At 54.8% G+C, this 25,398-nt stretch carries 24 protein-coding genes and 3 pseudogenes; 22 read left to right on the top strand and 5 right to left on the bottom strand.

What is annotated here, in order from left to right; genetic code table 11:
• Positions 1-28 precede the first annotated feature (28 nt).
• On the top strand, positions 29-961 hold the full coding sequence (locus ACL2XN_RS02685) for a LysR family transcriptional regulator (RefSeq protein ID WP_413730177.1): 933 nt from the start codon (positions 29-31) through the stop codon (positions 959-961).
• A gap of 12 nt (positions 962-973) precedes the next feature.
• On the opposite strand, the gene ACL2XN_RS02680 is transcribed toward ACL2XN_RS02685, so the two are convergent.
• The 3 genes and pseudogenes from ACL2XN_RS02680 to ACL2XN_RS02670 all read right to left on the bottom strand — a co-directional run.
• Positions 974-1,207 carry a hypothetical protein gene (locus ACL2XN_RS02680; protein WP_413731053.1) on the bottom strand — a complete coding sequence of 78 codons (234 nt, stop codon included), beginning with the start codon at positions 1,205-1,207 and terminating at the stop codon, positions 974-976.
• Positions 1,208-1,977: 770 nt separating this feature from the next.
• Positions 1,978-2,808, bottom strand: a complete 831-nt coding sequence (locus tag ACL2XN_RS02675; protein ID WP_413730175.1) for an isocitrate lyase/PEP mutase family protein — start codon at positions 2,806-2,808, stop codon at positions 1,978-1,980.
• Between the two features lie 73 nt (positions 2,809-2,881).
• Positions 2,882-3,022 (bottom strand): annotated as a pseudogene (locus ACL2XN_RS02670) (S24 family peptidase); the annotation flags it as partial.
• A gap of 345 nt (positions 3,023-3,367) precedes the next feature.
• Between ACL2XN_RS02670 and ACL2XN_RS02665 the strand changes: the two are divergent.
• From ACL2XN_RS02665 to ACL2XN_RS02580, 18 genes and pseudogenes are all read left to right on the top strand, one after another.
• Entirely contained in the window at positions 3,368-5,377 is a 2,010-nt protein-coding gene (locus tag ACL2XN_RS02665; protein WP_413730173.1) for a DNA topoisomerase III, read from the top strand.
• Positions 5,378-6,168: 791 nt separating this feature from the next.
• Positions 6,169-6,807, top strand: a complete 639-nt coding sequence (locus ACL2XN_RS02660) for a DUF2913 family protein (protein ID WP_413730172.1) — start codon at positions 6,169-6,171, stop codon at positions 6,805-6,807.
• 538 nt (positions 6,808-7,345) lie between these two features.
• Complete coding sequence (locus tag ACL2XN_RS02655; protein ID WP_413730171.1) at positions 7,346-7,810, top strand: hypothetical protein; 465 nt, start codon at positions 7,346-7,348, stop codon at positions 7,808-7,810.
• 195 nt (positions 7,811-8,005) lie between these two features.
• The gene (locus tag ACL2XN_RS02650; RefSeq protein ID WP_413730169.1) at positions 8,006-8,725 is read left to right on the top strand and encodes an ABC transporter substrate-binding protein; all 720 of its coding nucleotides are present in this window, start codon (positions 8,006-8,008) and stop codon (positions 8,723-8,725) included.
• 275 nt (positions 8,726-9,000) lie between these two features.
• Complete coding sequence (locus tag ACL2XN_RS02645; RefSeq protein WP_413730168.1) at positions 9,001-9,813, top strand: GTPase; 813 nt, start codon at positions 9,001-9,003, stop codon at positions 9,811-9,813.
• 361 nt (positions 9,814-10,174) lie between these two features.
• Positions 10,175-10,726, top strand: a complete 552-nt coding sequence (locus ACL2XN_RS02640) for an STY4534 family ICE replication protein (protein WP_413730166.1) — start codon at positions 10,175-10,177, stop codon at positions 10,724-10,726.
• A gap of 315 nt (positions 10,727-11,041) precedes the next feature.
• A complete protein-coding gene (locus tag ACL2XN_RS02635; protein WP_413730164.1) occupies positions 11,042-11,869 on the top strand; it encodes a DUF932 domain-containing protein in 828 nt (275 codons plus the stop codon).
• Positions 11,870-12,023: 154 nt separating this feature from the next.
• Complete coding sequence (locus ACL2XN_RS02630) at positions 12,024-12,635, top strand: DUF3275 family protein (RefSeq protein WP_413730163.1); 612 nt, start codon at positions 12,024-12,026, stop codon at positions 12,633-12,635.
• A gap of 98 nt (positions 12,636-12,733) precedes the next feature.
• Entirely contained in the window at positions 12,734-13,081 is a 348-nt protein-coding gene (locus ACL2XN_RS02625) for a hypothetical protein (RefSeq protein WP_413731052.1), read from the top strand.
• Positions 13,082-13,184: 103 nt separating this feature from the next.
• Entirely contained in the window at positions 13,185-13,580 is a 396-nt protein-coding gene (locus ACL2XN_RS02620) for a hypothetical protein (RefSeq protein ID WP_413730161.1), read from the top strand.
• A 96-nt stretch (positions 13,581-13,676) separates the two neighbouring features.
• A pseudogene (locus ACL2XN_RS02615) lies at positions 13,677-14,232 on the top strand (hypothetical protein).
• A gap of 334 nt (positions 14,233-14,566) precedes the next feature.
• Positions 14,567-15,184 (top strand): PilL N-terminal domain-containing protein, encoded by a 618-nt coding sequence (locus ACL2XN_RS02610; RefSeq protein ID WP_413731051.1) that lies wholly within the window; start codon positions 14,567-14,569, stop codon positions 15,182-15,184.
• A complete protein-coding gene (locus ACL2XN_RS02605) occupies positions 15,181-15,840 on the top strand; it encodes a hypothetical protein (RefSeq protein ID WP_413730160.1) in 660 nt (219 codons plus the stop codon). Before ACL2XN_RS02610 ends, ACL2XN_RS02605 begins: the two co-directional genes overlap by 4 nt.
• A gap of 3 nt (positions 15,841-15,843) precedes the next feature.
• Positions 15,844-16,578 (top strand): TIGR03759 family integrating conjugative element protein, encoded by a 735-nt coding sequence (locus tag ACL2XN_RS02600; protein WP_413730159.1) that lies wholly within the window; start codon positions 15,844-15,846, stop codon positions 16,576-16,578.
• Entirely contained in the window at positions 16,563-17,153 is a 591-nt protein-coding gene (locus ACL2XN_RS02595) for a lytic transglycosylase domain-containing protein (RefSeq protein WP_413730158.1), read from the top strand. Before ACL2XN_RS02600 ends, ACL2XN_RS02595 begins: the two co-directional genes overlap by 16 nt.
• Complete coding sequence (locus tag ACL2XN_RS02590) at positions 17,150-17,680, top strand: integrating conjugative element protein (protein ID WP_413730157.1); 531 nt, start codon at positions 17,150-17,152, stop codon at positions 17,678-17,680. The genes ACL2XN_RS02595 and ACL2XN_RS02590 overlap by 4 nt, the downstream gene beginning before the upstream one ends.
• 15 nt (positions 17,681-17,695) lie before the next feature.
• Entirely contained in the window at positions 17,696-19,849 is a 2,154-nt protein-coding gene (traD, locus tag ACL2XN_RS02585) for a type IV conjugative transfer system coupling protein TraD (RefSeq protein WP_413730156.1), read from the top strand.
• The gene (locus ACL2XN_RS02580) at positions 19,849-20,598 is read left to right on the top strand and encodes a TIGR03747 family integrating conjugative element membrane protein (protein ID WP_413730155.1); all 750 of its coding nucleotides are present in this window, start codon (positions 19,849-19,851) and stop codon (positions 20,596-20,598) included. Before traD ends, ACL2XN_RS02580 begins: the two co-directional genes overlap by 1 nt.
• A 254-nt stretch (positions 20,599-20,852) precedes the next feature.
• Here the strand turns inward: ACL2XN_RS02580 and ACL2XN_RS02575 are convergent.
• Both ACL2XN_RS02575 and ACL2XN_RS02570 read right to left on the bottom strand, forming a co-directional pair.
• Positions 20,853-21,534, bottom strand: a pseudogene (locus tag ACL2XN_RS02575) (IS110 family transposase).
• A gap of 94 nt (positions 21,535-21,628) precedes the next feature.
• Positions 21,629-22,141 carry a GNAT family N-acetyltransferase gene (locus ACL2XN_RS02570; RefSeq protein WP_413730154.1) on the bottom strand — a complete coding sequence of 171 codons (513 nt, stop codon included), beginning with the start codon at positions 22,139-22,141 and terminating at the stop codon, positions 21,629-21,631.
• 561 nt (positions 22,142-22,702) lie between these two features.
• Between ACL2XN_RS02570 and ACL2XN_RS02565 the strand changes: the two genes are divergently transcribed.
• From ACL2XN_RS02565 to nudI, 3 genes are all read left to right on the top strand, one after another.
• Positions 22,703-22,855 (top strand): hypothetical protein, encoded by a 153-nt coding sequence (locus tag ACL2XN_RS02565; protein ID WP_165934093.1) that lies wholly within the window; start codon positions 22,703-22,705, stop codon positions 22,853-22,855.
• Between the two features lie 77 nt (positions 22,856-22,932).
• A complete protein-coding gene (locus ACL2XN_RS02560) occupies positions 22,933-23,832 on the top strand; it encodes a hypothetical protein (RefSeq protein ID WP_413730153.1) in 900 nt (299 codons plus the stop codon).
• Positions 23,833-24,718: 886 nt separating this feature from the next.
• Positions 24,719-25,144 carry a nucleoside triphosphatase NudI gene (gene nudI / locus ACL2XN_RS02555; protein ID WP_413730152.1) on the top strand — a complete coding sequence of 142 codons (426 nt, stop codon included), beginning with the start codon at positions 24,719-24,721 and terminating at the stop codon, positions 25,142-25,144.
• Positions 25,145-25,398: the final 254 nt, after the last annotated feature.

Here is a 25,398-nt window from a genome sequence, read left to right as displayed (position 1 = left end):
TCCATAAAACACGAACAATGTAATTTTTATGGACAGAATTGACCTCTTTCGCATTTTTATACGGGTGGTGGACTGCGGCAGTTTCACCCGCGCGGCCGACGTAATGAACATGCCCAGATCCACCGTTTCCGCTGCGGTTGCGGAGCTTGAATCACGGGTAGGAACGCGCCTGCTTCACCGCACCACCCGCAGCGTTTCCCTCACCTCCGATGGCCGGGCTTTTTATGAACGCTGCCTGAGAGTGATACCGGACGTGGAAGAAACGGAAAATCTGTTCAGACAAAACGATAGCCAGCCTGTGGGGAAAATCAGATTTGATGTGCCGGGACGCATTGGCAGGCTGATCATCGCGCCTTCACTGCCTGAATTCTTTACCCGCTATCCGCACATGATGCTGGAAATGGGAGCATCTGACCGCAATGTCAGTCTGGCGGAAGAGGGAATAGACTGTGCCTTGCGTGTGGGAAAACTGACCGACTCAAGTCTGGTGGCCCGTAAACTCGGGTTCCTGAAATTCATCAATGCCGCGGCGCCGGCCTATATCGCCCTGCATGGCCAACCCGCTACGCCTTCAAATCTGCCCCGCCATCTGGCCGTCAACTATGCATCGCCAACCACGGGCCGGGTCGAGAGCTGGGAATGGCCGGAAAACGACAGCTACCGGTCCGCTGTCCTGCGCGGCCGGATAACGGTCAATAACGCCGAAGCCTACATTGCCTGCTGCCTGGCCGGTCTGGGAATGATTCAGATACCCCGATATGACGTACAAAAACACCTGGAATCAGGTGACCTGATTGAGGTCATGCCCGCCTACCGCCCCCGCCCACTTCCGGTCCAGCTACTCTATCCACACCGTAAACACCTTTCCCGTCCGCTACAGACTTTTATAGCCTGGGCAGAGCCTCTCCTGAGGGAAAAACTGATGCTGGACGCGCCGGATTCTGATTCAGAGAAATGCTGAATACATGCCATTTCAAGGGTCCCACAGCACGATAAGCCCGCTATCACCCAGGGGTGAAGCGAGCGTATTAAAGGGAAACTGATGGGGTCTATGCAGGTGTGGTTTTCCCGCCTGCCCAAGCTCCTCAACGGCGATCCTGATGATGTCGCGGGTATCATTCGATGGCACCATCAGCCGTCCTGACGTCTGATAAACATATAATTCCTCGCTGACCGCACACGGACTGGTGCGCAGGAATACCGATATGTGCCGGCAGTATGGGCGCTCGCCCCGGAGATTTCTGCGGCACGCTCTGCATAGCCAAAAATCGCCTGGCGCATATCGTCATAACCGGTAATGCACGTACCGAAGGAACGGCTACAGACGATTTGCTACTTGGTGAGCGCAAACTCCACCAGAGCTAAACATGGCTTACCCGCAGTTCCCTTAGGGTCTGTTCCAATATTCGTTGACATTCTTGCGGATGAAGCCTGGCGCGCATTCCGCCAGTTAAAGCATATTCGCGATGCCCATCGCCCCAAGCTTTTTGCTGATCCGCCGGCCCACCTCCTGACTGCCTTCACAGGGACCCGTGCCAGCAGCTTTTGCTGCCGCACCGGATCGGTGAGATCCACAACGCCTTCGGTCTTTACTCATTTTTTTGCGACGTAGTTGGCCAGTTTGGCCAAGGGTTTGGTTTGTGCAACCCCCACCCCGACGATTAACCCGGTCTCTTTTAAAATACGTGCCCGTACGTCCCGGCCAAAATTCTACAACCGCAGGCAATCACATACCCCGGTGAGGTTCAAAAAAGCCTCGTTGATAGAATAGATTTCCAGCACAGGCGCCATCTCTTCAAGAAGAGTCATCACTCGGTTGGACATAACCGCATTTATGTGGAATAGAAAATCGACAAGAAATATCTCGGAGGCTCGATATTCATCCTGTTAGTCAGGGAGTAATTTCGGCAACTTGATTACCGATTAGCTGTCCATATGTTGATGCCCTTGAAGTCGATGTGGGGTATGCGTGCGACCTCAGTCAAGAGACTTCATCAGATTATTGATAGCCGTGAAAGGAATGGCTTCATTTGCAAAGGTGAAAGTGCCCTTATCTTTCACCTCTTGTGCCGCGCGTAATAGGCCGCCGAGCGCTGCTCTAGCGAATGAGCTGCCGACGCTTATCCGTCGCACGCCGACATCGGCAAGCTCAGCCACATTGAAATTGGAGCCGGAAAGTCCCATCACTACATTGACCGGTTTATGGAGGGCTCCGCACAGCGTTTTTATCGATTCTAGGTCAGGCAGACCTGGAGCATAAAGCACATCGGCGCCGGCTTGTTCGAAAGCTTGAAGTCTGAGGATTGTGTCATCCAGATCGTTTATGCCAACGCTAAAGTTTTCAGCTCGAGCCACTAGCATGAAAGGGAACGGCAGAGCTTTAACTGCCTCAACCGCAGCACTGATACGCTCAACCGCATGATTGAACTCGTAGACAGGGCGATCTATTTTTCCTGTTCCGTCCTCGATTGACCCGCCAACCAGACCGGCTTCGCCAGCTATACGAATGGTGTGGGCAACCTCTTCGGCAGAATCTCCGAATCCGTTTTCTAAATCAGCACTTACAGGCAAATCGGTCGCCTCGACAATATTTTTGGCATTCTCTATTATCTGACTGCGCGAAAGTAACCCCTCTGAATCACGTACGCCGAGGCTAAATGCAAAACCAGCACTGGTTGTGGCGAGGGCTTCAAATCCTAGTGACGTCAGCAGTCGTGCGTTACCAGCATCCCAGGCGTTGGGTAGGATCAAAGGTTCACTTCTGGAGTGGAGGGCTTGAAATACCATTGCTTTGGTGAGTAGGCTCATGAAATGTCTCCTTGCCGATGGTTTAACTAGTGAGTTGGTGATTGACGATATAAGCCGATTAATATATAGCGTTACCCGCGTCCACCATGCAATCCCCACTGATCTCAATAAAATACGTCGCGCTGGGATGCCGAATAATCCGATTATTTAAATCGATCCGCTCCTCCACCTGGTCCTGAGCCGGGCTGGGAAATCCGCACTGAACACGCTCAATTAAAAAGTCGCTTCACTGCTGCAAGTCATTCCGTCGTCTTTATAATTTTCACGTTAAGATCTACTAAAAACTGTATATATTTACAGTAATATCTAAACCCTAAAATTATCAAGTCGTTTCGTACCGTTTTTTTTCAGGGAGACTGATACTTCAGAATATTCAATTTGGCCCACAATTGAATAAATCTATCTGGATTCATCCTTGGCATGGGCTTCAAACGCGAGCGGACGTCCAAAGGTCAAAGAAAATATGGTGATTGTCAGATCCCCGTTTATTGCTGCGCCGGTAACTTTTATCGCACAAAGTAGAACGCATCGTGTCACTCACCTGTATACCGGAGTTCAAATGCGAATTTATCTGTGCGAAAAACCGTCACAGGCCAAAGACATCGCACGGGTGTTGGGCGCGAAACAACGCGGGGCCGGTTGCTACAACGGTCCTGGTATCGTCGTGACCTGGTGCATCGGCCATCTGATCGAAGCCGCACCCCCGGAAGTTTATGGTGAACAGTACAAACACTGGACTATCGAACAGCTTCCCATTATTCCCGAGCGGTGGCAGGTCGAGGTCAAACCCAAGACCGCCACGCAATTCAAGGCCGTCAAGGCGTTGTTGGCCAAGGCTACCGAGTTAGTGATCGCAACCGACGCCGACCGCGAGGGTGAGCTGATCGCCCGAGAACTCATAGACCTGTGCAGTTATCGCGGATCAATCCAGCGCCTGTGGCTATCGGCGCTCAACGATGCCTCCATCCGCAAGGCACTCAGTGCGCTGAGACCTTCAGCCGAAACGTTGCCGATGTACCACTCCGCCCTCGCCCGCTCGCGCGCGGACTGGCTGGTCGGCATGAACCTCAGCCGGCTGTTCACCCTGTTGGGTCGTCGGGCCGGCTATGATGGCGTGCTGTCGGTCGGCCGCGTGCAGACACCGGCGCTGAAGCTGGTCGTCGATCGCGATCGCGAAATCGCCCGTTTCGTCTGCGTGCCGTACTGGTCTATCGGCGTTACGCTTTCCGCCGCCGGGCAGTCCTTTACCGCACAGTGGCTGGCTCCCGAGGCATGTTCCGACCAGGCCGGCCGGTGTCTGCAGGAATCCATTGCACAACAGGCCGCACAGCAACTCCGCACTGCCGGCAGCGCTCAGGTGGATGACGTCGAAACTGAACGTGTCCGCGAAGCGCCGCCGCTGCCATTCGACCTGGGCACATTGCAGGAGGTCTGTTCCAGGCAACTGGGCCTGGACGTGCAGGAGACGCTGGACATCGCCCAGGCGCTCTATGAGACGCACAAAGCGACCACCTATCCGCGCTCGGACTCGGGATATCTGCCGGAGAGCATGCGGGCCGACGTGCCCACGGTCCTCGACAGTCTGCTCAAGACCGACCCGTCCCTTCGGCCAGTGATCGACCAGCTCGACCGGACCCAGCGCTCGCGCGCCTGGAACGATGGCAAAGTCACCGCGCACCACGGCATCATTCCCACGCTCGAACCGGCGAACCTGTCGGCTATGAGCGACAAGAAGCGGGCCGTCTATCGGCTGATCCGTGCCCACTACCTGGCGCAGTTCCTGCCGCATCACGAATTCGATCGCACGACGGCGCGTCTCTCATGCGCCGATCAGGCACTGCAAGCGGTCGGCAAGCAGATTGTCGTGCCGGGTTGGCGCCTGGTGCTGGCCGAGCCGCAGCCGGAGGACATCGGCGAAGAAGCGGCGCCCCGCAGCCAAGTGCTGCCCGCGCTGCACCAGGGACTGTCCTGCCACGTGACCGGCGTCGATCTGAAGGCGCTCAAGACACTGCCGCCCCGCCCGTATACGCAGGGCGAATTGGTCAAGGCCATGAAGGGAGTCGCCAAACTGGTGTCCGACCCGCGATTGAAGCAGAAGCTCAAGGACACGGTCGGTATCGGCACCGAAGCGACGCGTGCGAACATCATCAGCGGCCTGCTGGGTCGCGGCTATTTGTTGAAGAAGGGTCGCGCCATCCGTGCATCGGATGCCGCCTTCACCCTGATCGACACGGTACCCGCCGCGATCGCCGACCCCGGCACCACCGCTGTGTGGGAGCAGGCATTGGACATGATTGAAGCCGGCCAATTCACGCTCGATGTCTTCCTCGAAAAGCAGTCCACGTGGATCTCGCAATTGATCTCGCAGTACCGCAACACTACCTTGTCGATCAAGCTCCCTCAAGGGCCTGCCTGCCCGCAGTGCGGCGCCGCCACGCGCCAGCGCACCGGCAAGAGCGGGCCGTTCTGGTCCTGCAGCCGTTACCCCGACTGCCAGGGCACCATCGCCGTCGATGGCCAGCGCCCCGCCGCCGCACGAAAGCGGCGGCGCACGGCCAAGACGTCCTGACTACGCCAGATGACCGCCACGCCCGCGATGTCCCGCGGCTTGCCCCGCATCCCACGGGGCATACCAAGCATGTCCCCGCCTTCTGCAATGGCATGTCCCTTCCGGCGCCTCATGCCGCCGGGTGGATGAAGGTTTGTTTCAGTCCTGCCGCACGCACGCGGCTTGTTGATCTGCGTATTCCACGTCTGAACCGAAGGGTCTCCTGGTCGCTTGCACGCGAGAGACCAAGAGACCCTTCGGGGACGATGGTGTTCATTGCCGGTGCCCGCCGGTGAAAAAATGGGCTCCTTTTGTGCGCGGATGTGCGCCGAACGATACCGACCCCAACCACGAAACGGGTCGGGTGCGAACGCTGACGCAGCGCCAGGCTCTACCGACGGCCCAGCGCCTGCCACAGCCCACGGGTGGTGTCTTGTTCTTCCGCTGGGGGCTCTAGCCCCCAGCATCCTGTTCCGATTATCTCTTACTTTTCACGTCGCCGCACAAGGTTCGCGGTTCTATGGCCAATTATTTTCCAACCAAATCTTCAGTTAAATGCCATCTGCGACCTACAAGCAGCATCAAAATAAAGGACTGTGTGATTATTTTTGGACTGTTCTGGCGACAAGGCAGGATGTTTCATCGCCCCTTAAGTGTGACATTTAATCTCTTTCATGAGATTTTCTATATACTGTTAAATATCCTCCCGAGAGGAGAATGCCCAGATTGGTGGTTTATACCTGCCTTGAGTCTCCGTACAATACCGGCTTCAGATAAAAACATCTCATGCTGAGTTAATGTAAGGAAAAAGTATGTCGTCACAACAAAATCAGGATCTAACAGAAGAGATTGCTGGTTTTTTAGCTCATTTTTCATTTTGTGCCCTGGTGGCGCTGAATTTAGCACGGCAGGATGGGCGCGCGGGCAATGCAGTCTCCGACCATATGTTTTTGATGCGCTGGCTTGAAGGCGCACAGCGGCAAAAACGTTTCCCCAGAGAAGTCGCCGCCGAAATATTGTTGCTGCAAAATTTAGGGAAAAAGAACGGACCACAGTCTCATCTGGCTAACAAATTGCAATATCTATGGGAGGCATGTTCGGGTTTTGGTCCGGCTCTCAGCGATGTAGCCCGTCTGAATGCTGCCATCGCACAATTAAAAAAAACCGGCTGGCACAATGAATTACTCAGCCAAGCGGAATGGCACCAGGGTATTCCCACGGATATTCTTCATTCAGGCATTAATGCCATCCTGGCCGAACGCCTAGCGATTGAATCAGCGTTCAATAAAAATGGTGTTCTTAAATCATCACTGGAGTTTTTGATTTTCGGCGATAACTCCGCTGCCATCAATGCGTTCATCGGTGTTTCATTGATCTTGAGTCCTACGTCAGACCCACAAAAGTTTCAACTACTGCCAGTATCGGCAATTAAAGCTAATGGTATTAAGTGAGTATCCACCATGACCTGTTGGGGGTAACAAACCAGACGGTCTTCAGGCTCTTTTTCTTTTGCTTTCCCGAACCACCCAGCCTCGCGGGAGGGTTAATCAAAATCAAACCATGCGTTGTACTTGCACACCTCGCACCAGACATGCCCAATCTGTGGATATAACCGAGTTCACCGAACAGGTACAGCGCACAAACGATTCTGTTCATGTGAAATTTCCACGGTTCTACCACGCAAGGCAACCCATGGAATAGGTGCATGCTGAATCCGGAACCACCAGTTTCCCTTTTCACCACGACAGCTACGGCCGAAAGACCGAAGCTGAGTCGCATAGTCGCTGACATTGTCGGCAGATTGCCCGCAGCCAGGGTCTTCAGGTTGCGCTTGGGGGAATCCCAAATGACCTGCCAGTCCGCCCCAGCATCATTCTGCGGACGCGCGCTCCCAAAGCGCCGATGCTTCTTATCTTCTCAACGTCCGCGAGGGGCATACGTCCCTCCGGGATGGTATGTCCCTCCGTCTTCTCTACAGGAGCAACATACATGTCCCGAAATCCATCCTTTGCCATCGTCCTCGAAGGCGGCCTAGTCCAATCCATTATCGTCAAGGACTGGCCGTCTCACATGCCGCTGCCGCAGATCGCGGTGGTTAACTTTGACACCGAAGGCGCCACCGACGACGAGATCACGCATTTCTCAATCGGTGACAAGCCCGCCGAAGCCGTCTGTCACTGCCCGGTGCCGGAGGTTTACGAATGCTTCGCCATCACGTTGTCCCCCCGAAAGGTGCTCACTGCGTTAGGGGAGACCTTCGATAACGAAGACATCGAATCGCCGCTGGCTGTTGCCCTTGGCGTTCGACAAAGAATTCTCGACCTTGATGCACATCTCAACCAATTGGAGAAACCGCCTACTGGGGACGAGTACAACGAATTATTCGTCCTCGCAAACGACGGTTTGATCGATGTGCTTAAAGCACTGGGCGATCCAGCTGACTTCGGTGCATAGCCGGGTTCTCTTCCACCTGTCCGATGCCATCTGGCGTCTGATTTTCTCATACAGATACCATGTTCGCATGGGCTGGCTTCGCCTTGCGCACCTGAAGCCACACCCTTGCAAACAACAACTTTCACTCACCCAACGGCAGGGGGATCCAATCCCTAACAGGGAATTGCCCCGGCCATACTCTGCTGGAGAAATCCCATGTCACAAATCGTCAACCCCTTCAACCGCGGCTATCAGCGCCCGCGTATTGAACGAACACTGCTCATTACTTACGCAGATGACTGCCCACCGGTCTGGCGCCCGTTGCATCTCAGCCAGGCACATCTTCGCGATGACCAAGTCGCACTGTTCCCCTGCCTGTTCGGCAAGGATTTCGCACTCATCACCGAAGGCCAGGACGTGCGCGAAGAGCTGGAGGCCCAGTGCCAAATCGAAGGTATTGTCAGAACGGCGGTCTACGCCGTCACCGCGGATAATATCGGTGGTCAACAAGTGCATGTAGGCGACACTTACTCGGAGGAAAACGCCCGTGAAGTGGTGCGGCACCTGCGGTTTGAGACGGGAGTCTACAGCCGCTGTTGGGAAATCAGTTCCGCTCACCTCACCGAAGAAGCTGACCGTTACCTGACCGAGCTGGCTGACTACGGCACACCGAGCAACTTCATGTTCGTTGCTTTTCGCATTCCGTACAGCCCTGTGATCGGTGTCAAACTGATTGCCACACCCTGGACGAATGAAAACCTGCAGAAGGTCGACGGCATAACCGCCGAGTGGTTGCGGCTAAAGCAGCGGAAGAAAGGCGTACCGGAATGCCTCATCGAGGTACTCCACCTGGCCGCCATGGCCGACGTTCGCATGCTGGTGTTTGATGCCGACGCCCCGCTACTGGACGGTCTGACGCTGTATGAAGATGAGTGATCCATGATCCCCAAACGGGGCTCTTTCTTTTCAGGAATCCGGTGTCACTGCCGTTCCATTTTTCCGATGACCGCAGCCAGAGTATGACGAATCCTCATCTTATGTCCGCTGGCGTTGCCGGCAGCATGCCCAGGTAGTCCCGGTCTTCAAGACTACGACGCGATTTGTCGCGCCGACCTTAATCCTCTTCGACGCATTTCGCGTCTTGTTACTCACCCCTCAAGGGCATCCTCCCTTGCAGGACGGGTGCCCCTTGGTTTCCACAAGGAGTCCCTATGGATCATTCAACCATTCGCGCACAGATGCCGACGCTGGTTGACGGTCATATACCATCCAATGTCCGCAGCTTCAGATTCAACATCTTCGACGGCCAGCCCAAGGTGTCGACACTGGGTTTTTACATCGACCCCAAGCCGTTCGAAGGCAAGGTCATTGCCAGGACCGACGAGGCTATCGTCATCAAGACGGGCCGGGCCGAATTCGCGGTGCTCGACCGGGCGCTCGTCACCGAGGTGCCAGCCCAGGGCGTTAAGGTACGGGTCGAACCCTATGCCAGGCGCCGCTTCGATGGCCTGCGGGCAGACACGCCCGAAGAACGCACCGAGTTCGCGGCGAACGGCCAGCCTTACACCATGAAGACGTTCATGCTTGGGTCCGCACCCGCGAAGTTGCCAGTCCCCGAGCCGCGTTGTCCGGAGTTACAGGCTCTCATTCAGCAACTGGAAGAGTTGCCGGCACCCGATCATTATCGTCGCATTACGCACCTGCTGGTCGATGCCGGTGCCCGGGACTTCGCCTGGGTCGATCCGTTGCCTAAAGATATCATCGCAACACCGCCGGCCATCAGTTTTACCGTTTCCACGGCGAAGTTTGAGGGCCGTATCACCGTGCTATACGAGCGTACAGATGACCTCTACGCGCTTGAATTGCGTCGCGGTGAAAAACTGGTCGAGCGGGTAGATGAAATTTACTTCGACCTGCTAGGAGAAACGCTGGAACGGCTGATCGATGACGGTACCTGGAAGCATATCAAAGTAGAAGTTATTTCTGGCAATCGCAAGTCAACTCGTATTGTCCCCCACAGTTGACGTTTACTCGTCATAAAGCCCCCAACAGCAGGGGGCTTTTTTCTGCTCAAGATGGGCGTATTCCACCATGAATACGGACACCGGGTAGTGCCGATTCTTGGTCGTTCCCAAGCGAAACATACGGCACGCTTCAACCATGTTCCGCTGATGATGTCAGCGACATGCCAGGCAGCTTTCGGTCTTTGAAGTTGCCCACGGTTCACCGTGTGACCGAACCAGTTCGCACCGCATCCTTGCGCGAACGACCACCGGCTTGTAGGTGGCGATGCTTGCCTTATTACCTGAAACCCACCGCGGTGTTACGCCCTTCCCGTCAGGGGCAAGTGTGCCCGCTTATTTGTCCCCAAGCCTGGAGATCACCATGACTATCTCACCCAACGAAAAATCTTTCTTCGATCTGCACATCACCGGTCTCGGATATCTCAATCGTGTCCGCGAAGTGAAACCCAAGAAAGGCGATACCTTTCTGGCCTGCGACATTGCCGCGCTAAATGGTCCCAGCGATGACGTCTCATATGTACGTTTCGATACGCGTGTATCGGGTTCGGAAGCGCAGCACCTGGTTCGTCGCTGCATCGACGCCGTTGAGGCGGAGAAGAAAGTGATGATCGGGTTCCGCCTCGGCGACCTATGGACCGACACCTTCACTTATTCCAAGGGGAAGCGTGCCGGCGAACAAGGCGTAAGTCTCAAAGCCCGCTTGCTTTTCATCAATTGGATCAAGGTCGATGGCAAGCAGGTCTATAAAGCCGAGACAAAGTCGATCTATACCGACGAGCAGGAAACGCAAACCCCTGCGACTTCCGTTGCACCGATATCTCAGGAAGAGCTCGAACCCACCACTCCTGCTGGGGAAGCTACTACCGAAGCTGCCGCTGATACCTCCGTATCGACCGTAGCAGAATCATTCTGATCGAAGGCCCCCACCCAGGGGCCTTATCCTTTATCCTCCGCTCCTTTATCGCAATCACCATGCGATACAGTGCTGCTTACTCATCTCACGCCGGCGTCTTTGAGCCGGAGTAGACCGCAGTTTTCAATCATCACCGCGCTATCGTACCTATTACGACCATCGGTATTCATCCTTATCGATACTGCTGAAACTCGGATGTTTTAATCCCTTAACCAGTCCTTGGTTGGTCCTGCATTGCAGGTTTGTTCCCCGTAAGCGTACTCGCCTGGTCCTACGCCAGTCGATATCGCTTGATCAATCCTCAAGGAGTTAGCCATGCAACTCGCATCTCGCTTCGCCTCACGTACCCCAATACTGCGTGCCGATCATCCTCTATCGGATGACCAGATCCGCGCAGTAGCTCCTTCCATCTTTGCGGAGAACCCGCATGAAAGCCGTTCCGAGCGGTACAGCTACATACCGACCTCCGCCGTCCTGACGGAACTACGCAGTGAAGGATTCGAACCCTTCATGGTCTGCCAGACCCGCGTACGTCATGAAGACCGCCGCGAATACACCAAGCACATGATTCGTCTTCGCCACGCCAGCCAGATCAATACCTCTGAGGCCAACGAGGTGATTTTGCTCAATTCCCACGATGGTACGAGTTCGTACCAGATGCTCGCTGGGATGCTGAGGTTCGTTTGCCAGAATGGTCTGGTCTGCGGCGATATGTTCGCAGAGGTACGCGTACCCCACAAAGGCAACGTGGCCGACCAGGTGATCGAAGGCGCCTATACGGTGCTGCAGGACTTCGAGCGTGTGGGGGAGTCGCGTGATGCAATGCGTTCCATCGCGCTCGACGAGGGTGAGTCGGAAGTGTTCGCGCGTTCTGCGCTGGCACTCAGATACGACGACCCCGACAAGCCCGCACCCATCGCGGAAAACCAGTTGCTAAGCCCGCGGCGTTTCGGTGATCGGAACTCCGATCTCTGGTCAATCTTCAACAGAATCCAGGAGAACCTCATCAAAGGCGGTCTGCCTGGTCGATCGGCCAATGGCCATCGACAGCGGACACGGCGGGTGCAGGGTATCGACCAGAACCTGCGGCTCAACCGAGCTTTGTGGATGTTGGCCGAAGGCATGCGCCAACTGAAAGCCTGAATGCAACACGAACCTTGCCCGTTGCGGGCAGGGTCCACTTTTTCCTTCAGGTGCCTTACCCGCACCACTTCCAACATCCAAAGGAGAGCCGTTATGACGACCAGATTCACCCCCCAAGCTGGCTGATTCACCGATCACCGACCCAGGCCAACTCATGGTCCGCACCATCCATGGCCGCAATGGTCCTTTCATCGTTGGCAAGCTCATCACTCCGGTTGGAAAGTTCGAGGTCAAAGATGCGGAACTTGAACAATACCCGGAAGATAAACACGAAGGGGATTTCGTCATCGGTTACATGTCCCCGCATGTGTTCACGGCTGGCCGCTGGGTTGGGTTTGAGATCTGCGTTTACCTGGTCGGAATGACCCTTCCGGTGCTCGATGCGCTGAGCCGGGACGAAGTTGAAAACTTCACTTCCCAGGAAGTCGATCCGCTTGACGAGGAACAGGGCACCTCGTGGATAACGCATGCTGCCTCCCTCCAGTCCGAACCTGCTCCCCTGTTGGGAACGATGGATCCACTGATCGATACCACACCCGTCGGCGTGGGCGCACCGTCTTCAGCAGTTGCCACTTCTGGCAGCCCCGGCAGCGACGATGCCACGTTGTCCGGCACGCTCTGGCCGCTGGGTGAGTCGGTGAAACTCGGCTCGACCATCGACCGGCGCACCTTGCGCGCGCAGATTGCGCGACTGGATGCGCTGGGCTACGCGCTGGACTTCAAGACGCAAGCGTGGAGCCGCGAGGCCGAACGGCAACCTGCGTGATCTTCGACGCCGCATTCGCGGTATTATTCATCCACCCGCCGGGGTTCCTTACCCCACGCGCGGGGGAGGACTCTGGTTTCATTCTGGAGGTCTTCATCATGTCAACAATCGCATGCAACACATCTTCGCAGCCTATCGAAGAGAACCGTTCCGCGCTCGATGAACCAGCGTGGCGAGCTGTCTGTAAATCCACAGGCGCGCAAGCCAATCATGGTTGCGGTCTGTCTTACGACTACTACGTTGACCGCTTCAGTTCGATGATTGATGTGCGAATTGGTCATTTGCCCGAATACCAGCGCGCGCAGGCCCTGCAAATCGCAAAAGAGGAATGGAGCTACGCGACACCTGCCGAGAGGCAGGAAACCCATGACTGGAATGCAGAAAACAGCTATTGCACGCACGGGATCGAATTGGGTTGCTGCCCGGCCGGTTGCGGTTCGTATTGAAGACTGCACTTGGCTCCATCGCCGCGCACATGCGGCATTTCATCACCCGCGGGGTTCTTCCCCGACGGGGAGGGACTCCAGCTTTTTTTCAAGGAGACCCCTCATGAGCTGGACTTTTTCACACTGGACCCGCAGCGAGCTGATCCACAAGCTGACGCAACCGGATGAGAGCGAAGCCGTGCGTTACGAAACGATCGCCCATACCCTGCGCGGCAACGTGCTGTGGTCGGTCGTTCGGATCACGGCCAAGCAGCCGGACGCGCTTGGTCTCGATATCGGGCAGTCCATTATGTTCATCGCCTGCTACCTGCTGCAGGGCTCCGGCTCAGGCTGGGGTTACAAGTCGATGGATGAGTCGATGCACCCGTTCTACTACTCGTGCCCACAAGGCTACCTGTCCATGGCGCCGGAGCAATCGCGCGAGTGGCGTAAAGGCGTGCGTGCCTACCATGCGCGTCGGCGTACACAGATTGCACCTGCCAAGACGATGCGGACCTGATCCCCCGTTCGATCTGGACTCAATTTTTTCATCCCACGGGACAGCGTCTGCCCCGGCGGCGGTGCTGTCCCTTGCTTTCATCCAAAGGACACTACCATGCCTGCAACCACTCCTTCCCAATCGCTCTACCGAATCTACGAATGCCCCGACCTGATGGCCGACGGCTGAGTCGGCGACAAGCGTGGCAACCTTGTTTTCCTGTCCGTCTGGGCGCGGGATACCGCGCTCCAGCAGTTCCTCGCCCGGCCCATCCTGGGCAGCGACGAGGATGGGCCGGCGTACGCTGTTCGGTTCCATGGTCAACCTGTGGCTGTTAGATAGCCGCTGCGTGAAGCCCGACAAGGCCAATGACAAGGCGCAGGCGCTGCTGCCCGGCGAGTCCGCTCACCGGCCCGGCAGGCTGTGGACGCTGGTGCAGGACACCTGCCCCTTGCCCTTACTCGACCACTGGCGCGCCACAGTGCTGGGGCTTTTGCAGCAGCAAAAAATGCTGGTACGGCTTCCCGTAGCCCTAGGGCCGTTGAAAGGCCATCGACTTGTGCTTGATATCCCGGTTATCACCAAGTTACTCGCCGATTTGATCCGCAACGACACACGTAGTGCAGTTGATCACGAACTGACTTCAGGCAAGCAGATTCGGCGTGTCAGTTGAAGCTACTTCTACGGGCATGCGCACCGTGCATGCCCTCGACTTATCCCAAGCCTTTCAGGAGATATCCATGGCTATCATGTTCCCCCGGCTTGCCCGCAAGTACGTCAGGAGTCGTACCTGAGTCCGGGTTGGACGCCCCCAACCAGTAAGGTGATTCGGTGGAAGTGGCGTTCGCTCGACAACTCGTCACAGCCTGAGCCGGATGCTGTGAATGGCGGCCTCTACGGAGGCCGTTTTTTCCCGACTAAAAGCGGGCAAGGCGGGTTTCCCATTGTCTGCTGCCATCGCCGCACCCGCCTGCGAAAGTGGGATAAAAGACCAAGGGAATCACACTATGCCACCAGTTTTTTTCTCCCCCAGCGACGCAAAGAACGCCTGTCTGGTTGGCCTGACGCTCACGGCCGGGTTACTGGCGGGATGTACGACTGCGCCAACGTCCGCCATCTCTCCCACTCCGCCACGGGACACACCAAAAGTGGTAGCCCGATCCGGCCCGGAATTCGTACCTGTCGTCCGCTACGGGCGCTATACCCTTGTTGAACTCGTGCCCCAACCTGCCCAGCGTGATTTGCTGTTGCAGGTCGTCGCCGTTTCGGTGCCGTCCACATTTGATGCCAACGTAGGCTATGCCCTGCGACATGTGCTGATGCGCACCGGTTACCAGCTTTGCCACACGCCCGAAACCGCATCGTTGTATGCACTGCCACTGCCTGCCGCTCATTTTCGCTTCGGCCCCTTACAACTGCGCGACGCACTGCTGATGCTGGTCGGTCCGGCCTGGGACCTTTCTGTAGACAACGCGAACCGGAAGGTCTGTTTCGATCGGCATGTTGCAACAGAGCACATAAATGGTGACATCGCCGGTCGAGCAGGAGCCGATGTACTCTCCCCGTTTAAAGACGCACAGTCGGTATCGGGGAATGGATCGCCGCCCAGGAAGCAGCAACCATGAACATTCAACAAAACGAGGCCGGACAGGATCGCCACTCACGTTGGCTGAAGATCGCAGCTGTCGTCTGGCTGTTCACCATCAGTTTTCTTACGATCATCAATACCGTCGGCGTCACGCGCCAGGATCATCAGCAACAGACCGCGGCCCTGGACGCCAAAGCCGAGGATATGGCCAAACGGCTGGCAGATATCGAGCGACAGGTCGACGCAGATAAACGCCAGCCGAAGCCGGTCACCCGCGCCGAGTTCACCAGAACGCGTCAGGCGTTTCAGGCGCGTATTGACCAGTTTGAGCAGGCGCATGCCGCCATTGTGCAGGTCAGTGACCTTAAAGCGCTCCAGGACCGCGTTGAATCACTCGCGCGCTTCGCCGGTGCTTTCCAGAAACCCGCCCCGGTCGCAGCAGTGCGCCGCCCGGTAGCGAAGGCCTCGAAACCTACGGTGCCGAATCTACCGTTTCGCGTGGTCGAGATGGAGCTCCGCGGCGGCGAGCGCCTGCTGTCGGTCGCTCCATTGACATCGACAACACTTAACGATGTGCGCCTCCTGCGCCAGGGCGACGCCGAGAGTGGCTGGATATTGCAATCCATTGAGGCCGACGCCGCGCTGTTCCGCGCCGGCGGACAGGCGCGGCGCGTGCCGCTGTCCCGGGAGTAACCCATGGCTCCGCGACTGTTTTCCGCTGCCGCGCTCGTTGCCAGTCTCATGTTTTTTGGCGCTGGCCAGACTACGGCACAACCTATGGCGACCATCCCTTCTCGCCTGATCCCTAGCCAACTTCGTCCGAGTATGGATACCGTCTCTGACGAACGCCAAGCGCAGGACTGGGGGCTGCGCCCAGAAGAATGGACACGTTACCGGGAACTGATGAAGGGACCGCTCGGTATCTGGTCGCCCAACCTCGATCCGCTGACCGCACTCGGCATAGAAGCGCGCAGCGATGAAGAGCGGGACCATTACGCCGAGCTGCAGGCGCGAGCAGAAGCCCGCCGCGTGGAGAAGATCCTGGCCTATCAGCGTGCCTATGATGCTGCCTGGTTAAGGCTGTTCCCCGGCCAGCAGCGCGTGAACTTGCCTGGCGCTCCATCGCCCGATACCGGCAACACGGGCTCTGACCGGCTGGCGGTGTTTATCAAAGCGAACTGTCCAGCCTGCCAACAGCGCGTACAGCAATTACAGGCCGCAGGGACGACTATGGATATTTACATGGTCGGCAGCCGGCAGGACGATGAGCGCATCCGCACGTGGGCGACGCAGGCCGGTATCGACCCGGTGAAAGTGCGTGATCGTACTATCACGCTCAACCACGATGGCGGCCGCTGGCTCTCGCTTAGCCTGCCCGGCAACCTGCCTGCGGTAGTGCGCGAGGTGAACGGCCAATGGCAGCGGCAGTAAGCACCACATACCGACTCCGGGCGGCAACAGCGGCTTTGCTGCTGACGCTTGGCACCGGAACCGGCCGCGCCCTGGAGATACCACCACCGGCATACCAGCTCGCCGCACAGCAGATGGGCGTGCCGTCTCCGGTTCTCTACGCCGTTGCCCTGCAGGAAAGCGGTACCCGGCTTCGCGGAAAGATTGTGCCTTGGCCGTGGACACTCAATGTCGCTGGCCGCGCCGAGCTTTATGCCACCCATGCCGATGCTTGTGCCGGCATTCGCCGGGCGTTATCCCGGGTTCCTGCCAACCGTATTGACGCCGGTCTTGCACAAGTCAACCTGGGTTACCAGGCCCATCGCTACAACGGCCCCTGCGATATACTCAATCCCTACCGAAATCTCGCGATCGCCGCACAAATCCTGCGCGAGCAGCATACCCCCGGTGAGGACTGGTTACTTGCTATCGGACGTTATCACCGCCCCGCTGGCGGCGCCCCCGCTGCGCGCTACCGTCGTAGCGTCAACCAGCATCTTGCGCGTGTCCTTGGCCCCGGAATATCCCTGACTTCTGCGCGGAGTATTACACCATGAAGAAAATATTGTGCCTGCTGCTCACCTGGCTGCTGTCATCCATGACCGCCTTTGCCCAATCCCCCTCTACACACCTAAACGTCGTGGAAGATCGCGGAGGTGTCTCAGCGCTCCCCTATTACCGGGCGCTCGCCCCTCAGGAACTAGCACCATCAGAAAATCATGAACCGGCCCCACACAGGGGTGGCCAGGCCGATGCCGAGGCATCCATGCTGCCGGTACGCTCTAAGTTGCTTTCACCTGGTGTAGAATCGCAACGTATTATTCGCGCACCCGGCCTGTCGCCGCTTTTCCTTATCGGCGATGACGAACGCTCGCGCACCTGGTTGCAACAGCATCGTGAAGCGCTGAACGAACTCAATGCTATAGGCCTGGTCGTCAACGTGGACACCCCCGAGGCACTGGCCGTACTAAGGCATATGGCACAAGATCTTACGCTTTCGCCCGTTTCCGCCGACGACCTGGCCCAGCGGCTCGGCATTCGCCACTACCCGGTGCTCATCACCGCCACCGGCATCGAACCCTGACGTGAAGTACGTGCTATGGCCCATTCCGTTGAAGTTTTGCTACGCCCCGCGGTGGAGTTGTATACCGTGGCGATCTGCGCCGCCGCCGCGACGCTGTGCCTGGTGGCACCGTGGTCGCTCGCGCTGAGCCCGCTACTCGGCCACGGCTCCGCACTGGCTTTCCTGACCTTCGGTATCATCCGCTTTCGTGATGCCTGGACCATCCTGCGTTACCGCCGCAATATCCGCCGCTTGCCTCGCTACATGATGACCAGCCGCGACGTGCCGGTAAGCCAGCAAAGGCTGTTCGTCGGACGGGGCTTTCGCTGGGACCAGCGGCACACCCACCGGCTGATGCAGACCTATCGGCCAGAGTTTCGCCGTTACGTGGAACCCACGACACCCTACCGCCTGGCCCGGCGCCTTGAGGAACGACTGGAGTTTGCCCCCTTCCCACTTTCCCGGCTCGCGCGACTGACGTCCTGGGATACACCCTTTAACCCTGTACGACCGCTGCCCCCGGTCGGGGGTATGCCTCGACTACACGGCATTGAACCCAATGAGATTGACGTCACATTACCCCTGGGCGAGCGCGTCGGGCATAGCCTGGTGCTGGGCACGACGCGCGTGGGGAAAACGCGGCTGGCCGAGTTGTTCATTACCCAGGATATCCTGCGCAAAAATGCCCAAGGCGAGCACGAGGTGGTCATCGTCTTCGATCCCAAAGGCGACGCTGATTTGCTGAAAAGGATGTACGTAGAAGCCAGACGCGCCGGGCGCGAAGGTGAATTTTATGTTTTTCACTTAGGGTGGCCGGATATTTCCGCACGCTATAACGCGGTGGGGCGTTTTGGCCGCATCTCGGAGGTCGCCACGCGCATCGCCGGACAACTTTCCGGGGAGGGGAACAGCGCAGCCTTTCGGGAATTTGCCTGGCGTTTTGTCAACATCATCGCTCGTGCGCTGGTCGAACTGGGGCAGCGCCCCGACTATCTGCTGATCCAACGTCACGTCATCAACATTGATGCCCTTTTCATGGAGTATGCCGCACAATTTTTTGCCAAGACTGAGTCTAAGGCCTGGGACATCATTGTCCAACTCGAAGCCAAGCTCAACGACAAGAATATCCCACGTAATATGATCGGGCGTGAAAAGCGCATCATCGCCATTGAACAGTATTTGTCCCAGGTGCGTGTATACGACCCGGTGCTGGATGGTTTGAGGTCTGCTGTCCGCTATGACCGCACCTATTTCGACAAGATTGTGGCAAGCCTGCTGCCGCTGCTAGAGAAACTCACCACCGGCAAGATCGCGCAGTTGCTGGCACCGGACTACGCCGATTTGAATGACCCACGCCCGATCTTTGACTGGATGCAAATTATCCGCAAACGCGCGGTGGTCTACGTGGGCCTTGATGCATTGTCCGATGCCGAAGTCGCCGCAGCCGTGGGCAACTCCATGTTCAGCGATCTGGTTTCGGTAGCCGGCCACATCTACAAGTTCGGCATTGATGACGGTCTGCCCGATGCCTCGGCCAACGCCAAAGCACCCATCAACGTCCACGCGGACGAATTCAATGAGCTGATGGGCGATGAGTTCATCCCCATGGTCAATAAAGGTGGCGGCGCCGGTATACAGGTCACGGCTTATACCCAAACGCTCTCGGATATCGAAGCACGCATCGGCAACCGCGCCAAGGCTGGTCAGGTGGTCGGCAACTTCAATAACCTCTTCATGTTACGCGTGCGCGAAACGGCAACTGCCGAACTGCTGACACGCCAGTTGCCAAAAGTTGAGGTTTACGCCACGTCACTGATGAGTGGCGCAACCGACAGTTCAGATCCCCACGGCAATACCGCGTTTACCTCCAACACCCAGGACCGCATCAGCAGCACTAGTGTACCGCTGATTGAGCCGGCGCATGTCGTCGGACTACCCAAAGGACAATGCTTCGCGCTGATTGAGGGTGGCAATCTCTGGAAAGTGCGTATGCCGCTGCCGGCCCCTGATCCCGATGAGGACATGCCAAAGGATTTACAGGAACTGGCCGGTTACATGCGCCAGCGCTACGTCGAAGCCGGCGACTGGTGGGACCACCAAGCGGGACCCCAGCTTCAGAATACAGAACTGCCGGCAGACCTGATTGATGGGTTCCTGCAAATGACGAATGCAGATGAGGATAAGGAGTAATGAGAGATCCGGCCATCACAGCACAACAGCAGCAAATGCGACAGCAGGGTCTTGTCGTAAGTCTGCTAACGCTGCCCTTTCGTTTTATCGGCGTGCTAAGCGGTTCGCTGCTGCTCTGCATCGTCATCGAATGCGTGGGCATGCATTTCTTCTGGCCGGAGCAGGGCTGGCATCACGCGCAGAGAATGTTGCACTTCGAACTGGCTCAATTCTCTGAGCATTTCACACGCAGCATACTGATAAAGGAGCCAGGCCACACGGCTCAGGAGCTTATCGAAAGCGTCTACAATTGGTTATTTGTCAATAATGGGCTAAAAGCGTGGATAAGGGATGCCTCAATCCAGGCCAGCAGCGGAGCGCTTAGCCTGACGCATGACTTCCGCTACTACCTAGGTCTGGTCTATGTCCATCTGGAGAGTTATTTGATTGCTGCCGCTTACACCGTGCTTGTGTTCATGGTGCGTGTACTGGTGCTCTGCCTGACCCTACCATTATTTGCGATGGCGGCGTTTGTCGGCTTGGTGGATGGGCTGGTCCGCCGCGATATCCGCCGCTTTGGTGCGGGGCGGGAATCCGGGTTTGTCTATCATCGGGCCAGAGCCAGCCTGCTACCTTTGACGGTATTACCATGGATCATATACCTGGCCTTACCGGTCAGCATTTACCCTCTGATAATACTTCTGCCGTTCGCGTTACTACTCGGTCTGTCCACCGATATCACCGTTGGCAGTTTTAAAAAATATATATGAGCGCCTCCCGTTTGCCAGGCTTTGTACTTCGTGACGTACAGGACGATTGCGGCTATATATCCGGTCTTAACGCAACTGCGAAAGCGGCTGCTGGCCCTAATGAAATCCGCTGACTCACGCCTCAATTACCTTTGCGAACCCGGAGTTCGATATTTTTTTCAGGCTTGATGAGTTACGGTCTGACTTGTTCTGTCATTACTTACACTGCCTGCGCAACCTGTTGACGTTCTTCTCTGGCATCCTTCTGTTTTGGCTCAATTAAGGGCATGATCCTTTTGATAGGGTCTGCCGTGAGCCAGTATGGCCCATATCATTTTTGCCATTTTGTTGGCCAGCGCCACGGAGACAACATTGATCGGTCGCCGTTTCAGCATGTCAGTAACCCAGGGCCCCGGCTCGCGGGCTGTCTATGAGCACGCCCGGTAAACGTCTGGACAGGCGAGCAAATATTTCGGGGACGTTTCTGACGAGGCTGGCGTGCCCCTTACGCATCACTTCACCGTATTCCGCGAGTAATCCGTGAAGTGCATTGGTCTGCATCAGCCAGAATTTCATCAGTTGGGAACGTATCCGGTGCAGGGCAAGCATAGCCTGTTGCTGTTCGTTTTTCACCGTTATAGCCTTGCACGGTTGCTGAACCGCACGCCAGATAGCCTGTGCGTCGGCCGTATCATTCTTGTTACGGATATTGAAGGCCTTGACGAATTCGCCCGGCATCAGTTTGATCTGATGGCCCAGCCGGCTCAGTTGTCTGGCCCAGTGATGTGCGCCGCCGCAGGCCTCCATTCCAATAAGGCAGGGCGGACGATTGGTGAAGAACTCGATAAATTTCGCGCGCTTAATGGCCTTGTTAAACACCTTCCCCGTATTTTTATCCACGTAATGGACCTGCATCACGTTCTTGGCAATGTCGACACTGACTGGCATGGGCTTCATTATCTGCTACCTCCACACTCTGTAAGTTGCTTATAAAAAGGCATCAGGCTGGGCTGCTACAGATTCCGCGGAATTTCAGTCAGCTGTCAGGGATTCAGATATTAATACCCAGTATGTGGAGAAGGCTCTGCTGTGAAGCTGTTTGTAATTTTGTATCTTTGATATGACCGAATCCCAGATTTTCATAAAATTTACGGGCACGATCATTGCCCTCAAGAACTTCTAACCACAAAAATCCTTCACCGCGTCGCCGGGCCAGACTGACAATATGTTCGAATATCTGTTTCCCATAATTTTTACCTGTAGCACTCGAAGCCAGATATAACTTGTTCAGTAGCACGCCTGACATTTCTGTATCCGGAATTTTATCTGCCCATGTGACTTTGGCAAAACCAACTGGCTGATCGGTTTCTGCCAGGTACCAGCACACCTTGGGATCTGACAGGCTTGACTCCAGTGAAGGGGTTGAGTACTCGCGCTCCAGATAATCATTCATTTCAGAATGCGATACCCACAGATGCTTGAAGTGGGTGCTGTAGATTTCAAAACCTAGTTTATGAAGTAAGACAGAATCCGCTAAATGGGCCTTCCGTATATTCAATGCCATCTGGGCAATCCTTACGTTTTAAACGAGATGCATAGTGTAACCTGCCAGATAAATTCAACATATTATTCATTTTAGAATCTGTTATTTTTCAATCAGAAAGGTAGTGGTTACTGAACAACTATGGCGGAAGATAAGCTACCGCTCTCGCCCTGAACTGAGGAAGGTGGGAGGCGCTCATTTCATTATCTTTAGCATCAATGAAGTTCATAGGATTTTGCACTTAGCATATTCTACCAATGTTTTTTTTCGTCGAGACGGGAACTGACAAGATAAAGACGGACAATATCCCGTGATTTTGCTAAACTGATAAGTATGTTTATGGAATACCCCGTTGCTTGCTGAAGGGGGATACTCTGGGGTGTGCAGGTTAGGCTTCGGCACAAGGTTGCTCGAACCGGCGATGAAGTAACTGGCGTAAATGCTAAATATCTCGTAAAAACAAATTGCGGATTGGAGAGCGTGGCCGCGATTCTTGTTTGCATAATCATTGTCTGACAGAGTAGATTGGCGTATATTTAGTCTATACGGCATATGGCCTATACGTTTTGAGAGAGAAGCATCATGTCAGCCAAAGACGCAAAAATCAGACATCAGCAGGTTTACCAAGAACGTGTTGAAGCTGTTCGTAGCGGTAAAGCTCAAGGACGCGTGATGGAGAAACGCCCGGAGGGCATTGTAGCGGCCCGTAATCCGCGCCAGGCGGCCTTCTTTTAACTTACTGACCGATAGATTGTATCTCATGACGGTACGAGAGTTATAATAGGCTCATTGTTGATACGATGGGCTTTTTTATGTCTAAACTTGCTATCCCGCCCGATGAACAGATGGTGAAACTTAATCGCTATTTAATCCGCAACGCTGAAAAGCTGCCTTCACCTGTCATAACTGTAGGTGGTCAGGCTGTCATGTATTGGCTCGCCGTTTATATGGATGCTTACACAGAGAAGCCGGATATGACCTTCATCAATTCGATTGATATTGATTATGTTGCACGAAATGAGGGAATCGCAGCCATCGCTCAAATCTTTAATGTGAACGCTGAAATACAGACTACCTTTACTCCTCCATCTCTGGCTGTACTGGCCCTAATCGATGCAGGCACCGGTAAAGTTAAAGAGGATGAGCACGGTCTGTTTCTCAACCCAGAAGTCAATGAACCCAATATTGTGGATATTATTGATAGGCCATCTGGTTTTGAGTCGGATGATTTTATAGGTAAAAAATTGGCGCTTAACACCGAGTTATTTCAAGTATTGCCAGAGCATTATGGTGACGTAACCTGTAATGATAAAGTCAGGGTGCTTAACCCGATCGCTTGCATACGTTCAAGGTTGTCAAATGCCACCGTACCACCGATGCAGAAGGATCCGCTGACCGAAGCAGCCCGCATCAGAGCACTGGCCATACCGGCATATAATTTCCTACTTGAAAAATTTGAATGTTTGCCCTTCCGTCAAGGAAGGGTTTATCTGGATTATTTTTGTTCTATGATCTGGCAACGCAATTACAGGCGTTATCAGATAGAGCATAAACTACCGCTTTACAGAATTATTGAAAAGATGCTAGATGAAATTAAGTTAAAGCCGAATGATTTTAATTTACCTGAAAATTTCTATCATATAGAGTTGCCTCGGAAACTGGAACACCTGAGGACTGAGTATGAACGCATTGCAAATGCGACAAATAAGTAACGTTCAATTAGTAATCCTAAATCTTACTTCAAGTTAGCGTCGTGCTATAGTAGTTATTTATTCCATTAAAGTTTTTGATGGTCTTACATTCAGAAGAAGACGGAAATGCTTTTGGTCTTGGGTTTTAACTATACAAAAATGTTATGTATCGATAATAAGATTTACGCAAAAAAAGCCTGCTAAAAAAATAAATCATAACATTCAAAAAATATTATATTTCGTCACTGTTTAATGCAGAGTTACGTCATAAGATAAAATATGGGGAATGCGTACCCCCCGTATGAAAAAATTAAACTAATCCTTAGGAAAAATCAAAATTTCCGTCACCATATCATCAATCACTGATATAACGTATTCAACAGTGATGGGCGTTTAGTCATTGCTAATAGTCTTCCCATTTCCTTTACGTACAACAGCAACAATTATTTTCCTAGTAACTTGATCGATGAGTTAGCCCCAAGAATAAGGTAGCGTTCTGCGTTCTTTTATGACCGCTAGCGGTTATGGTACTAGCGATAACAGCAGCAATTGGTACCACTTCATAGATTTTCATATCTTCGTTATCTGCAGTAACGGTAGTGATAGCTATTTCAGCGAACGGAATCCGGGGACCAGATGAACTGGATAATACCGTGGTACGCTCCGCTACAGCATTATTCACCCAGGAGACTGCACTTCGGGCCAGCACCGAAGCGCCGTGCAAACGATCACGGAAATATAAAGTAAAGCCAGAATGTATACTTGGCGGCATTCTGAATATCAGACATTTTCTCAGAATCTTCCCCCCCTTTTCTACAGGAATGGGTGTTCACCTGCACGTCACCCGGGACGGTAGAAAGTTTATCTGATAAAGTTATCGAAAAAATTCATGACATCCGGAGGTTACATGCGTCAGAGGATCATAGTCTGTCCACTTATTGAAAATAATGGCGAGTATTTACTTTGTAAAATGGCCGCTGACCGGGGCGTATTCCCCGGTCAGTGGGCGCTGTCCGGTGGAGGTATGGAGCCAGGCGAAACGATGGAGGAAGCACTACGGCGGGAGATCAGAGAAGAACTGGGTGAAGCGCTACAGATAACCCGTATCACGCCATGGACATTTAGGGACGATGTCCGGGTGAAGACCTATCAGGACGGCACTAAAGAAGAGATCTACATGATTTATCTCATTTTTGACTGTGCCAGCGCAAACCGTCAGGTCACTTTTAATGAGGAATTTCAGGATATTGCCTGGATCAGCCCGGCCGGGCTCCATGCTCTTGACCTGAATGAGGCTACACGTGTCACCTTTAAGCAAAAAGGTTTTCTGTAATAATACCTTTTCGAATCTGATCTTCTTTTCCGCGCCGGCTCAGTCCGGCGCGTTTCTTTATTCGTGTATGTCCCGAACCTGGATGCGGCCCACCGCCCATTTGATTTCATATTGTTCTCATCTTTCTTCAGGGTAACCGGCTCCGCCCGCCTGCCCGTCGCTGACCGCTCTGGTCAACAAATTTTCGACACTTCCACGCTGATAAGCGCGTTCGATAATGTTAAAGTGGCTACGACAGCGCCCTCCAGCCATTA

The organism is Sodalis sp. RH22, from assembly GCF_047324165.1.
In the GTDB taxonomy this organism is placed as follows: Bacteria; Pseudomonadota; Gammaproteobacteria; order Enterobacterales; family Enterobacteriaceae; genus Acerihabitans.
The sequence above is the reverse complement of the archived record's forward strand: the minus strand, read 5'-3'. Positions and strand labels throughout refer to the sequence as shown.

Coding starts and splice junctions, on each gene's coding strand:
- ACL2XN_RS02565 (WP_165934093.1), top strand. CDS start 22,703: ATGTCAGCCAAAGACGCAAAAATCAGACATCAGCAGGTTTACCAAGAA.
- ACL2XN_RS02570 (WP_413730154.1), bottom strand. CDS start 22,141: ATGGCATTGAATATACGGAAGGCCCATTTAGCGGATTCTGTCTTACTT.
- ACL2XN_RS02610 (WP_413731051.1), top strand. CDS start 14,567: ATGCCACCAGTTTTTTTCTCCCCCAGCGACGCAAAGAACGCCTGTCTG.
- ACL2XN_RS02675 (WP_413730175.1), bottom strand. CDS start 2,808: ATGAGCCTACTCACCAAAGCAATGGTATTTCAAGCCCTCCACTCCAGA.
- ACL2XN_RS02630 (WP_413730163.1), top strand. CDS start 12,024: ATGGTCCGCACCATCCATGGCCGCAATGGTCCTTTCATCGTTGGCAAG.
- ACL2XN_RS02660 (WP_413730172.1), top strand. CDS start 6,169: ATGTCGTCACAACAAAATCAGGATCTAACAGAAGAGATTGCTGGTTTT.
- ACL2XN_RS02645 (WP_413730168.1), top strand. CDS start 9,001: ATGGATCATTCAACCATTCGCGCACAGATGCCGACGCTGGTTGACGGT.
- ACL2XN_RS02580 (WP_413730155.1), top strand. CDS start 19,849: ATGAGAGATCCGGCCATCACAGCACAACAGCAGCAAATGCGACAGCAG.
- ACL2XN_RS02635 (WP_413730164.1), top strand. CDS start 11,042: ATGCAACTCGCATCTCGCTTCGCCTCACGTACCCCAATACTGCGTGCC.
- ACL2XN_RS02650 (WP_413730169.1), top strand. CDS start 8,006: ATGTCACAAATCGTCAACCCCTTCAACCGCGGCTATCAGCGCCCGCGT.
- ACL2XN_RS02665 (WP_413730173.1), top strand. CDS start 3,368: ATGCGAATTTATCTGTGCGAAAAACCGTCACAGGCCAAAGACATCGCA.
- ACL2XN_RS02620 (WP_413730161.1), top strand. CDS start 13,185: ATGAGCTGGACTTTTTCACACTGGACCCGCAGCGAGCTGATCCACAAG.
- ACL2XN_RS02640 (WP_413730166.1), top strand. CDS start 10,175: ATGACTATCTCACCCAACGAAAAATCTTTCTTCGATCTGCACATCACC.
- ACL2XN_RS02595 (WP_413730158.1), top strand. CDS start 16,563: ATGGCAGCGGCAGTAAGCACCACATACCGACTCCGGGCGGCAACAGCG.
- nudI (WP_413730152.1), top strand. CDS start 24,719: ATGCGTCAGAGGATCATAGTCTGTCCACTTATTGAAAATAATGGCGAG.
- ACL2XN_RS02590 (WP_413730157.1), top strand. CDS start 17,150: ATGAAGAAAATATTGTGCCTGCTGCTCACCTGGCTGCTGTCATCCATG.
- ACL2XN_RS02560 (WP_413730153.1), top strand. CDS start 22,933: ATGTCTAAACTTGCTATCCCGCCCGATGAACAGATGGTGAAACTTAAT.
- ACL2XN_RS02655 (WP_413730171.1), top strand. CDS start 7,346: ATGTCCCGAAATCCATCCTTTGCCATCGTCCTCGAAGGCGGCCTAGTC.
- traD (WP_413730156.1), top strand. CDS start 17,696: ATGGCCCATTCCGTTGAAGTTTTGCTACGCCCCGCGGTGGAGTTGTAT.
- ACL2XN_RS02605 (WP_413730160.1), top strand. CDS start 15,181: ATGAACATTCAACAAAACGAGGCCGGACAGGATCGCCACTCACGTTGG.
- ACL2XN_RS02600 (WP_413730159.1), top strand. CDS start 15,844: ATGGCTCCGCGACTGTTTTCCGCTGCCGCGCTCGTTGCCAGTCTCATG.
- ACL2XN_RS02625 (WP_413731052.1), top strand. CDS start 12,734: ATGTCAACAATCGCATGCAACACATCTTCGCAGCCTATCGAAGAGAAC.
- ACL2XN_RS02685 (WP_413730177.1), top strand. CDS start 29: ATGGACAGAATTGACCTCTTTCGCATTTTTATACGGGTGGTGGACTGC.